9 protein-coding genes are annotated in these 12,621 nt (G+C 39.8%); 5 read left to right on the forward strand and 4 right to left on the reverse strand.

Translation table 11 applies throughout. The features are described from left to right. Positions 1–30: 30 nt before the first annotated feature. The 4 genes from H5185_RS05890 to H5185_RS05905 are packed head-to-tail and all read right to left on the reverse strand — an operon-like array spanning position 31 to position 4,072. The gene (locus H5185_RS05890; protein WP_182697533.1) at positions 31–1,278 is read right to left on the reverse strand and encodes a glutamate-5-semialdehyde dehydrogenase; all 1,248 of its coding nucleotides are present in this window, start codon (positions 1,276–1,278) and stop codon (positions 31–33) included. Further along, positions 1,275–2,381: a glutamate 5-kinase gene (gene proB, locus H5185_RS05895; RefSeq protein WP_124015505.1), complete on the reverse strand. Its 1,107-nt coding sequence runs from the start codon at positions 2,379–2,381 to the stop codon at positions 1,275–1,277. The genes H5185_RS05890 and proB overlap by 4 nt, the downstream gene beginning before the upstream one ends. 14 nt (positions 2,382–2,395) lie before the next feature. After that, positions 2,396–3,892: a sodium/proline symporter PutP gene (gene putP, locus H5185_RS05900; protein ID WP_124015506.1), complete on the reverse strand. Its 1,497-nt coding sequence runs from the start codon at positions 3,890–3,892 to the stop codon at positions 2,396–2,398. Between the two features lie 3 nt (positions 3,893–3,895). Continuing rightward, positions 3,896–4,072: a hypothetical protein gene (locus H5185_RS05905; protein WP_165870053.1), complete on the reverse strand. Its 177-nt coding sequence runs from the start codon at positions 4,070–4,072 to the stop codon at positions 3,896–3,898. A gap of 1,061 nt (positions 4,073–5,133) precedes the next feature. Here H5185_RS05905 and H5185_RS05910 point away from each other — a divergent pair. The 5 genes from H5185_RS05910 to H5185_RS05930 all read left to right on the forward strand — a co-directional run bounded on the left by H5185_RS05910 (position 5,134) and on the right by H5185_RS05930 (position 12,313). Further along, positions 5,134–5,775 carry a TetR/AcrR family transcriptional regulator gene (locus tag H5185_RS05910; protein WP_259395604.1) on the forward strand — a complete coding sequence of 214 codons (642 nt, stop codon included), beginning with the start codon at positions 5,134–5,136 and terminating at the stop codon, positions 5,773–5,775. 89 nt (positions 5,776–5,864) lie between these two features. Continuing rightward, the gene (locus H5185_RS05915) at positions 5,865–6,848 is read left to right on the forward strand and encodes an MDR family oxidoreductase (protein ID WP_182697530.1); all 984 of its coding nucleotides are present in this window, start codon (positions 5,865–5,867) and stop codon (positions 6,846–6,848) included. A 332-nt stretch (positions 6,849–7,180) separates the two neighbouring features. Then, positions 7,181–7,618, forward strand: coding sequence for a response regulator (locus H5185_RS05920; RefSeq protein ID WP_182741581.1), 438 nt, complete (start codon positions 7,181–7,183; stop codon positions 7,616–7,618). Beyond that, positions 7,611–9,350 (forward strand): bifunctional diguanylate cyclase/phosphodiesterase, encoded by a 1,740-nt coding sequence (locus tag H5185_RS05925; protein ID WP_182741582.1) that lies wholly within the window; start codon positions 7,611–7,613, stop codon positions 9,348–9,350. The genes H5185_RS05920 and H5185_RS05925 overlap by 8 nt, the downstream gene beginning before the upstream one ends. A 44-nt stretch (positions 9,351–9,394) precedes the next feature. Beyond that, entirely contained in the window at positions 9,395–12,313 is a 2,919-nt protein-coding gene (locus H5185_RS05930; protein WP_182741583.1) for a PAS domain S-box protein, read from the forward strand. The last annotated feature ends 308 nt before the right edge of the window (positions 12,314–12,621 follow it).

Below are 12,621 nucleotides of genomic sequence, written 5' to 3' on the forward strand. Positions count from 1 at the left end.
CTTGGCCTTTTATCTGTGGTGCCGATTGGATTATGCGCGAACTTGGCCTTCACCACTGACTAAGTATTTCTCAGTCGTGAGTGACTCAAGCCCCATTGGGCCGTAGGCATGTAATTTACTGGTCGCAATACCAATTTCTGCACCTAGACCGAGTTCGCTACCATCAGAAAAACGTGATGATGCATTTACCATCACGACTGAGGCATCCACTGTGCGTTGAAAACGCGTAGCCGTTAACTCATTTTGAGTACAAATCACTTCTGTGTGATGGCTACCAAAGCGACGAATATGATTAATCGCATGGTCAAAGTCAGTCACTTGGCGAATAGCAATTTCTAAATCTAAATACTCTTGGCCAAAATCATCATCGCTAATAACATTGGCATGCTCAAAGTATTGTTGGGCATTCTTGCTGACATTAATACGTACTTTATGTGCGGCAAGCTCGGCTGCTACTTTCGGTAAAAATGTGGCTGCTACGTCTTGATGTACCAGTAATCCCTCTAGGGCATTACATACGCCGGTGCGTTGGGTTTTACCATTCAGTAATAAAGACATTGCAATATCGAGGTCTGCGTCTTTATCGACATATAAGTGACAAACACCTTTAAAGTGTTGAATAACAGGGATTTTACTGTTATCTGTCACAAAGTTGATCAAACCTTCTCCACCGCGTGGAATAATCACGTCAATAAAGTCACGTTGCTGCATCAGCTCCAGCATTAAAGCGCGATCTGGGTCGGGTACAACTGTGATCAGTGCGGTAGGTAACTGATATACTTGCAACACATTTTGTAAGATAGAAGCAATGATTTTACTTGAATTAAGCGCTTCTTTACCACCACGCAATATCACAGCATTACCTGATTTAAAGCATAACGCACCGGCATCAGCGGTAACATTAGGGCGTGCTTCATAAATCATGCACACAACCCCTAAAGGCACGCGCATTTTTTGAATGTTAAGCCCATTAGGTCGCTGGCATATTTCGCGCACCATACCGACAGGATCGGGTAATGACGCAACGGTTTCGATGCCTGCCGCCATGGATTCAATACGATCAGGTGTCAGTGTCAATCTGTCTATCATCGCCGCGCCTAAGTCAGCTTTTTCGGCGTGTTCAAGATCTAATAAATTCGCTTTAATGATATCGTCGCTGTGTGCCCTAAGCGCACGAGCCATATCAAGTAAGATGGTGTTTTTAACTTTTTCATCTAATAGGGCTAGAGTTTGTGCAGCTGTTGCTGCGGCTTGCGATAAATCTTTAATTAAACTCATATGTGCTCCAAAATGGCGATGTTTTTGTCAGAGATCAGTGGGCCCGTTTTTTGTTGGGCGTTATTGGCAAATTCACGATCTTCCTGGTCTGCAATAAAATGTAATAAACAACTACTGTAGTTTGATTTGGCTTTTGCCAATTTAGTGCCATCGCCTTTGCGCACTAAAACAGTATCGCCGACGGAAAAGTTGCCTCTTACGGCCACTACATCGTCAGTGGTTAGTTGGGTATCATGTTCTTCAAGGTCCGCGCTAAAGTCATTGTCGACAATTAACTCACCTTGAATTTGTGAGGTATGCATCATCCAATGCAAGTGTTCTTGCATAGGTACATCATACGGGGTAAATAACGTGCCCGGATTCTGACCTTTTAAAAGTTGATTAAAGGTATCTGCATCGAATCCATCGACAATCATGGTTTCAATTCCGTGAGAAATCGCTTTCTCTGCCGCTTCGATTTTAGTTTGCATCCCGCCAGTACCTACACTACTGGTCGCTCCGCCAGCCATTGCGTAGATTTCAGCATTAATCTCACTTACTTGCTTAATTAGTGTGGCATCTTCATGTAAATTAGGGTTTTTGTTATAAAGCCCTTTTACGTCAGAGCAAATAATTAACGCATCAGCATCTGCTGCAGCTGCCACCATGGCTGATAAATTATCATTATCACCCACACGTAATTTGGCTGCTGTGACAGCATCATTTTCGTTAATAATGGGCAGCAAGCCATTGTCTAACAGAGTAAAAATTGTATTTTTAATGCTGATATAACGGTCACGGTCGCGTAAATCACCATGGGTCAGTAATAGCTGCGCTGAAGGGAAGTCAAATAACTTATCCCAGGTCGCCATCATATCTGCCTGGCCTGCTGCAGCCATGGCTTTTTTAAGTGAAATACTTGGCTCTGCAGTTTCAGCAAATCGATGTTTACCAGCGGCAACTGAACCCGAAGACACCAAAACTACTTGGCACCCTTGAGCACGACAGGTGGCGATAAATTGGGCTATACCTAACAAATAATGGCTGCTACAACCTTGTTGATGGGGCGCAATTAATGCGCTTCCCACTTTAACCACAATCCGTTTCCAATGTGAAGTTGACATAGTATTGTTCTCCATTACTGTTGCTCGGTTAAAACACGATTCGCTTCATGGAAGGTATCGACTGTTTTATTACAAGGATCCGAGTCAAGAGCACTGGTAATCCAAATCACTACGCTACTAACAATAAAACCTGGGATCATTTCATAAATCACGCTGGTTAATGCTTTTCCGTCGCCAAGTACAGGAGCATATATCCAAAAGAGGACGGTAGCTGCACCCGAGACAATACCCGCAACAGCGGCTTTATGAGTAAGGTTTTGTTTATAAAGACTGAATAATACTAATGGACCGAACGCTGCACCAAATCCAGCCCAAGCATTACTCACTAACGATAAAATACTGTTAGAACGATCAAGTGCTAACAAACTCGCCACAATGGCAACGCCTGCTACACCATAACGGCCCATTTTGACCATTTCTTGTTCAGTTGATTCTTTCTTTGATACCACTCGATAGATATCTTCAGTTAGTGAGCTTGATGATACTAATAACTGTGAAGATATCGTGCTCATAATCGCGGCTAAAATAGCTGCCAATAAGAAACCACTGATTAGAGGGTTAAACAATAATTCTGAAAATATAATAAAGATGGTTTCAGGATCACTGACTTTCATATCAAATTTATTGGCATAAGCAATACCAACAAGACCTGTCGCCAGCGCACCAACGATAGTGACTGTCATCCAGCTCATGCCAATTCTGCGGGCAATTTTAATATCAGACACTGAACGGATAGCCATAAAACGCACAATAATATGCGGTTGGCCAAAATAACCTAATCCCCAAGAAAGACTAGAAATTAACCCGAGTATGGTGACATTTTGCATAGCATCAGAAAAGTGCGGAATCGACTGATAAGCGTAGTCCAACATTTTGTCTGCACTACTAAACTCTTGGTAGGCAACAATAGGTACCAAAACCAAGGCAACAAACATGATACAGCCTTGAACAAAGTCAGTCATACTCACGGCTAAAAAACCGCCGAGTAGGGTGTAAGAAACCACAACACCTAAGGTAACTATTAGACCAAGTTCATAATTTAAATCAAATGCCGAAACAAATAACTTTCCGCCAGCAACTAATCCTGCAGAGGTATATAAGGTAAAGAAGATGACAATTATAACCGCTGCGATAATCCGTATATGGCTATTAGGTGCATGAAAGCGTTTTGCAAAAAACTCTGGGATGGTCAACGAGTTGTCCGCTACTTCGGTATAAACCCTCAGTTTTGGCGCGACAATTAAATAATTAACCAGAGCACCAAGTAATAGGCCTATTGCAATATAGATGGTTTCAAAACCCACTAAGAACATTGCACCAGGCAAGCCCATAAGCATCCAACCACTCATATCCGATGCGCCAGCTGATAATGCGGTAACTTGTGGGCTGACTTTTCGGCCACCCAAAATATAGCCAGATACATCGCTTGTTGATTGTTTATAAGCAAACAATCCAATGCCTAGCATTACCATGAAATAAATTGCTAATGAGACATAGGTTAGGTAATGCATGAATTATTTGCCTCCCAACGCTTTGTGATTTTGAATCCCTTCAGGTTTCAACATAACAAAGAGATAGGTGCTTAAAAGAGCGCACAAACATAATAATTGCGAAGCTTCTTTCAGCTTTAACGTCACTGTGTTCCACATATTCGTAATGAGATTTTCTTCGCTTAAAGTGCCTGTTGACATAATGTCCTCCTGGGTTAGAGCTAATCGGTTTATTGTTTAAGGATTTAAATTTAACAATAAAAAACCACCAAGATAGTTAGTGGTCTAATCATAATAGCATGATTAGACGTCAAATTTCCAATTGATTATCGGATAAGGCTACTTTATAGGGTTTTATCTCGACTGTGCATGCTGTTATTGGCCATGCTATTTGAGCTGACAGGGCCATACTTGATGAGCTGGAGAGGGCTTTTTTACGATTGTTATTATTCAATCATGTAGCTGAATACTCTCATGAGAATATAAATTGTTGTAAATTATATTTTTTATTTATATGTAGGATCAGTTTTGTTGTTTTAGGGCCATTTGATTGGCATATCAGAGTCTTTGATAGGGTGTTTAATCATCGAAATATTAATCGAATAATTATTTTTATATTTTATTTCAGTATCTTATGTTTGTTTTTGATAGTTAATGTGTAACAAGTAAATAGACTTTTCATTATGTTTTATTGATTTACACACTTTTTATTGATGCATATAGAGGGTTAGGATAAATGGTAAAGCCATAACACTATTGTTATTGCTGACGATGATTTTTCATCTCAGTTAAAGTGACTCGTTGTGTTATGGCGCGATTATCTAATCCATTACTCGATTCAATATGCACGTTCGCGCAGCGGATGTATCGATTAGTTCACCTTGCTAATAATTACAGCTCAAATGGTTTTTGTTCAAATTATTTTTGTGATTGACAGTTTGTATCGCAAAGCCACTTTTAGCGTTAACGGCTCGGTTTGCAATTGGGGTTGAGTTGATTATGTAAAGTAGTGGATACATTTTATCGAGGTTACTAGTGCCTGATTTTGCCAGTATCACCTTGTTAAACAATCTAAAATTCTTATTCAGTTTAGTCAGGCTTAGGCATTTATCTGATGTATTATTAACATAAGTTGCCCCAGTGATAGCGTTGATATTTGAAGAATGTGAGATCCAGGTTGCGCTTAAACACAATAATATTGTATTTAATTAGACGTTCGGTCTAATATGATTATTATGAACAATTTAAGCTTAGATATAATAATGAGTGCAGATATAAGTCCAAGCCAGAAACCCCGTCGTGGAAGGCCTCCTAAAGTGTCGCGTGATAATCCAGATACACGGGCTGAGCTTATTCGAAGTGGTCTCGAACAACTGACAGAACAAGGCTTTGCCTCATCGGGTATTGAACCGATTTTAAAAAAAGTGGGCGTCCCCAAAGGCTCCTTCTATCATTATTTTGCTAGTAAAGAAGCATTTGGTCAGGCGGTATTGAAAAATTATGCCGACTATTTTTTACATAAGCTGGAAATTCATTTACTGGACGAATCATTTTTGCCACTAAGGCGAATTAGGAATTTTGTCGACAATGCCAAAGCAGGCATGATCCGTTATGAATTTAAGCGTGGTTGTCTAGTGGGTAACTTAGGGCAAGAAGTTGGCGTATTACCAGAAAGTTTTAGGCCGCAAATTATTGAGATATTGGTGAGTTGGCAAGACTGTCTAGCTCGGTGTCTTAAAGAGGCGCAATTACATGGAGAGCTGGCAGAAAGTGCAAACTGTCAACTTTTAGCTGAAAACTTTTGGGTCGGTTGGGAAGGGGCTGTCAGTCGAGCAAAGTTGGTGCAACAGGCCACACCGCTGGATAATTACTGCGATCTTTTTATGGCTGCATTACCCAAGTAATTTTAGCTTAGCCACTCTATTTTAAGTTGGTACAAGTTCACTCAAAATGTATTCATTAATAGACGAGTAGTCTAAATTAGGAGAAGACAATGTTTCATGGCATGTTAATTGAAAAAGATGATCAAGGTTATCGTACTACAGTGAAAAGCATTGATGAAAATGTGCTTCCTGCAGGAGATGTAACGGTAAAAGTACTTTATAGCACGCTTAATTATAAAGATGCCCTCGCTATTACAGGCAAAGCACCTGTGGTGAGAACATTTCCTATGGTGCCTGGTATTGATTTAGTGGGTGTAGTCGAACATAGCGATAGTGATAAATTTGCCGCTGGTGATACGGTATTATTGAATGGTTTTGGTGTCGGTGAAACCCATTGTGGTGGTTTAGCCACTAAAGCACGTTTAAAAAGTGAATGGCTCATTCCACTACCAAGCGCATTTTCCCCGCAGCAAGCCATGGCGATTGGCACCGCAGGCTACACGGCAATGTTATGTGTAATGGCACTTGAGAAAAATGGTGTCACACCCGATAAGGGTGAAGTGTTAGTGACCGGTGCTAATGGCGGTGTCGGCAGTTTTGCTATCGCAATTTTGGCCAAGCTTGGGTATCAGGTAGTGGCATCTACCGGGCGGGTTGATCAAAGTGATTATTTGAAAAAGTTAGGCGCTAAAGACATTATTGATCGTGCGAGCTTATCAGAAGCTGGTCGACCTTTGGCTAAGGAGCGTTGGGCTGGGGCGGTAGATTCTGTTGGCAGTCATACATTAGCCAATGTGTGTGCCAGTACAAAATATGGTGGGACTGTGGCTGCATGTGGTTTAGCACAGGGGATGGATTTTCCAGCGAGTGTCGCGCCTTTCATTTTACGCTGTGTGACGTTAGCGGGTGTTGACAGTGTGATGCGACCGTTAGCCGATCGTATTGAAGCATGGCAACGTCTTGGTGAAATCCTTGATCCTGCCATTTTTGATGACATAGTTCATGAAATCAGTTTGATTGAGGCGATTGATGTCGCCAGTGACTTATTGGCAGGTAAGGTTCGCGGCCGTGTTGTTGTTGACGTAAATCGTTAACATTCATGTTTAATCAGTTAGCCTAAGTTGATGATCGATTAGCTCGCTAAATATTAAAAATGCGACTAAGTAGGGTTATTTTGTTTAAGATGAGCTAATATTGATTTGTGGTTTATTTTTGAACTATTATGTTTGTGAGATAGTATCAAGCAATCAGTAAATAAACGCTGGTATTAAGATATTTTTAGTGTTGATATCAGCGTAAAAAGGCCATTAAATACTTTAAATATTATAACCTTAACTCTTTTTTATTTTACGATTATTTTTATGATGACTGAACCGTAACAGTTCTTAATCATTATGGTTAACATGTCAAGGATGATGAAATATTTATGTGCGAGAACATTCTACTACACAAGCAAGTGACAATATTTATTGTTGATGACGACGATGTAGATGTCCTTGGTATTGAAAGAGCCCTCAAGAAACTTAGAATCGCTAATCCCACCATACGCGCCAAAGATGGTATCGAAGCGCTAGAACTGCTTCGTAAAAAAGCCATTGCCAAACCTTATATTATTTTACTTGATATCAATATGCCTCGAATGGGCGGAATCGACTTTTTGAAAGAACTCCGTGCTGACGATGACCTATGCGGAAGTGTTGTCTTTATATTGACTACTTCAAGTGACGATCAAGATAAAATGTTAGCCTACAAAAAAAATGTTGCTGGATACATAGTCAAAAAACAAGTTGGCGAATCCTTTTTGAACATTGTTGATATGTTGGGGCATTATTGGCGTGTAGTGGAGTTGCCGTACAATGAATAACGTCGCTGCTAACCAAGAGTTACCTATCACGCTGTTAATTATCGATGACGACCTTGTGGATAGGAAATCAATTAGGCGTGCTTTAATGTCCAGTCATCGGCCTATTATTATAATAGAAGCTAAAACAGGCGCAGAAGGGATCGCTCAGTTCGAAAACAATATTGTTGATGTGCTCTTGATTGATTACCGGTTGCCAGATATTGACGGTTTAGCATTAATTAAAGATCTATTAGCGCGAAAAAAAACGGACGCAACGATTATTATGGTGAGTCAGCATGAAGATGAAATTTTATCATTAAATGCACTCAATGTTGGCGCGCACGACTTCCTGTTAAAAACCGAGGTCAATTCCGAACGTTTAATGAGAACTATCCGTCAGGCGCAACATCGTCAGTTTCTTGAAGGCGTAGTACGTGAGAAAAATAACGCATTAGAATGGCTAGCAAATAGAGATTCATTAACTCAATTAATCAATCGTTATACTTTTGAGAAAACACTTAAAGATGCTTGTACTAGAGTGTTATTCACCGGTGATAACATCGCGCTTCTGTTTATCGATTTAGACAATTTTAAAAAAGTGAATGACACATTAGGCCATTTTACTGGGGATAAGCTGTTACAAAACGTAGCCACTAGATTAGCTTCAGTAATTAAAGACGGTGATTGTTTAGCGCGTCTTGGCGGTGACGAATTCGTTATTTTGGCGAATAATATTGATTCAGAGCAACAAACATTCGCCATTGCCACTCAAGTTATTGATGCATTGACCCCTCCTTTACAAGTCGGAAATACGGCTTTTTCGATAACAGCCAGTATTGGTATTTCTATGTTAGGTGAGTTTGCCTCTTCACCTGAAGCAATGATGAAGTGTGCTGATATTGCCATGTATAAAGCTAAGCAGAACGGTCGAAATCACTTCTGTTTGTATACCGATATTCTTCATCAAGAAACACAGAGCAACGCCATTCTTGAAGAAGAAATGTCTTATGCGCTGCAATTGGAGCAGTTCGTAGTTTATTACCAACCTCAAATTTGTACAAAAACGAAAAAAGTTAAAGGGGTTGAGGCACTGATCCGTTGGGATCATCCTACCCGAGGTGTTTTAGCGCCAGGCGTATTTCTTGATATGGCTGAAGAATTAAACTTAATTAGTGAGATCGGTCAGTGGGTATTACAAACGGCTTGTAATCAATTAAAGCAATGGCAGTTGCAATATAACCTCTTAGACGAAGAGCTGACCATATCGGTCAATTTGTCTGCCTTACAATTACAAGATGTGCGATTGCTCAGTTTAGTTTCTCATGCCTTAGAATCGAGTCAATTATCACCATGTTGTTTAGAGCTAGAAATTACTGAAAGCTCGATTATTCATAGCCCTGAAAACATAGTTGAAAGGCTCCATGAGCTGACCAGAAAAAATGTAAAATTAGCTTTGGATGACTTTGGTACCGGCTATTCATCGATTAAACATTTACACCTGTTTCCTATTCATTCTTTAAAAGTGGATAAGAGTTTTATTGCTGCCTATAAGCAAAAAAAATCCCAAGATAAAGTGCTTGAAGCCATGATTAACTTTGCTAAATACCTTGGACTATGTGTGATTGCCGAAGGGGTAGAAACTGCAGAGCAGCTTGATTTTTGCCAATCTCAAGGCTGCGATTTGATACAAGGTTATTATTATTCTAAACCGATTTGCGCCGCAGATTTTGAAGCTAAATATTTAGCCATATAGTGAGTGAACTGCATATTTGGTAATGAAATACTATTGAGATAATTATGTTAAAGCAAATACCTTTGTTAAATCGTATTAAACCGCATTCATCGGCAATCACTTTTGTATTTGCGGCAGTGTTAATGCTGATTATTTGTCATTTTGTTTATTGGCAAGAAGTCGGCTCGATACAGCGTGAAATTGATACCGTCGCGCGCGCGAAAGCCGACATACTTAGAGAACACATAGATAACTTAAAACGTGAAACTTTATTCCTATCTAAACTGCCTGATGTAAAAGGCATTGCATCACTTGCTCACCAACCAGTATTAGACACTGAACAGCAAGCCCAATTTAATACCCATATTGCTCACTTAAAAGACGTATTTAAATATTATATTCAAAGTATTCCTGAGTTAGAACAAGCGCGTTTTATTGATAGTAAAACGGGCTTTGAGACGATTCGAGTAGAACGAATGAAAGGTAGCGTAATCGCGTTACCTGATTCATCTTTACAACAAAAAAGTGATAGAGATTATTTTATTGAAGCTCAAAAATTACAAGAGGGTGATGTATACGTATCGCCTTTTAATCTCAATCAAGAAAATGGCTCACTTGTCTTCCCTTACTTACCGGTAATGCGGGTGAGTACATTAGTTTTTTCTCAAGCGAAACAGCAAAAAGAATCGATTGGGCAAATCGTAATTAATGTGTCTGCTGAAGTACTATTTTCTCAACTAGATATCACCAGCACTTACTCAAATATTAATATCTATTTAGTCAATGATGCTGGTGATTACTTACTTCATCCAGATAAGACGAAAACCTTTGGCTTTGATATTGGTCAACGATACACACTAGAAGACGATTTTACTGATGTTGGTGACGGTATGTACCTCACCAAGGATGACAATGATTTTTTTAGTTGGCTTAAGGTATTATTTTTTTCTGAGGAGAATGTTTACTTAGATAGCACCAATACACAGCGAAAAGTGGTGGTGCTTGCGGTGGCAAATAATCACCTAGCAATAACCAAAACACTCACGGTGATTTTTTGGTATTGGGTCATTATTGGCATTTTAATACTGCTATTGAAGAACACAAAAAATGAAGTCGCATTAAAGGCTAAGCAACAACACCTCAATACTGTTTTGACTATGGAGCAAGAACTAAACTCAATATTAAGCCATGCCCCTAATGGTATTATGGTGGTTAATCGACAAGGTATTATCACCCTCGCCAATACTCAAGTTGAACGTATTTTTGGCTACTCTCAAGGTGAGTTGTTAGGCCAATCGATGAATGTACTATTACCGGCAAGGTTTTGTCATGTACACCCTAATTTTATGCAAGCGTTTTTCTCTGCACCTGAAACTAAATTAATGGGCGGCGGTCGAGAATTATATGGCTTACACAAAACCGCCAAAGAAGTACCGCTTGAGATAGGTTTGAGTGTTATTGAATATAAGGGTGAGTTACAAGCTATTTGCGGTATTGTTGACATCACATTGAGAAGGCAATTAGAGCATTTGTTTGAGATGGTTGTAGATACCTTACCCAATGCGGTTTTGCTGGTTGATTATAATGGCGTTATTGAGTTAGTTAATAAACAGACTGAGAGGCTGTTTGGTTATTCAAGAGACGATCTCTTAGGTAACAATATTGCTATGCTGGTGCCTGAGTCTTTTCGTGAACAGCATTTAGCCTGGCGACAATCGTTCTTTATTGCCGCAGGTGAAGAGATTGATACCGAACGCTATTATATTAGTGGTTTATGCAAAGATGGCAGTATATTCCCGTTATCCATTGGGTTATGCACTATTGAAACGCATAAAGGTAAAAAACTGCTTTCATCTATTGTTGATTTAACGGATAGCGAACTCGAAGCAAGTGCATTAAAAAAGGTCACCGAAAATTTAGACCGCACCAGTAAAATGGCTGGCATTGGTGGCTGGGAGCTCGATTTAATCACCAACGAGTTGTTTTATTCTGAAGAGACCTATCGTATTCATGGCTTGCCATTGGGTTCTAAATTATCTCTAGACGAAGCAATTGCATTTTATACGCCAGATTCACAACCGATTATCCGCAAAACCCTTACAGAAGCCATTGAAATGGGGAAAGATTGGAATGTTGAGGTGCGTTTTACTAATGCTGCCAATAAGCTCATATGGGTCAAGGTTGCGGGCACTATAGAGTATGAAAATGGTAAAGCCGTTAGGCTTGCAGGAACCATGCAAGATATTTCAGAACGCAAATATTTCATTGAGGAACTTTCCAGAAGTAATACCGAACTGGATAACTTTGCCTACGTTGCCTCGCATGATCTTAAATCGCCTTTACGCGGCATTGATCAATTAGCCAGCTGGTTAGAAGAAGATTTAAAAGACAAATTAGAAGCTGAAGATGCTGAGCATTTACGCTTAATGCGTGGTCGTATTAGCCGGATGGAAAAACTGTTAGATGACTTACTCTCCTATTCAAGAGCGGGCAAAAAAGGCGATGTTATTCATTCAATTAATATAAAGTCTGTGGTCGAAAATGTGTTTGATTTATGCAATACCAAAAATGCCTTTTCGCTGGAGTTTGAGTCCGCGACAACCGACATAACGACTGCTAGTGTGCCACTTGAGCAAGTGATAAGAAACCTGATTAATAATGCGATTAAACATCATGACACCGGAAAAGGCACTGTATATGTATCTATGGTGGTGAACGCTCCTTTTTATGAATTTGTGGTTAGAGATGATGGCCCAGGGATACTTGATGAGTTCTCTGAGAAAATATTTACCATGTTCACCACCTTAAAACCTCGAGATGAAGTGGAAGGCAGTGGCATGGGATTAGCGATTGTGAAAAAGATAGTGGTCGCCATGGGGGGCGAAATTAGCTTAGATACGAGTGTGCAAAAGGGCGCTTGTTTCAAGTTTACTTGGCCAATGGAAATACAAAACTTGATGCCCAACACCAGAGATGTCGAGTAGTGTTAATTTTGCCATCGTATGGGTTATCGTTGAAAAAAGATTTTATAGGCGCCTCAGCACTTTAGTTTAGCACTTTAGCTCAGCTCTTTAGTTCAACAACTTAGCTTGGCAGCTGATTGGTAAGCTAAATTCCGCTGTAAATCGCCACATAAACTGAAATGTTTAGCCCCTACGGATAACTCAACAGTTAGCGTATCTGTTGAGTCTTTTGGAGGCGATGTTTGGTTAATTTATAAAGTTGTTTATTTGGGTGTCACTATTTATCGCTTATACGCTTAATAATGAAATAAGTGATAGTGAAGCGTCAT

Origin of the sequence: Shewanella sp. SG44-6 (assembly GCF_014164185.1) — a bacterium.
Classification (GTDB): domain Bacteria; phylum Pseudomonadota; class Gammaproteobacteria; order Enterobacterales; family Shewanellaceae; genus Shewanella; species Shewanella vesiculosa.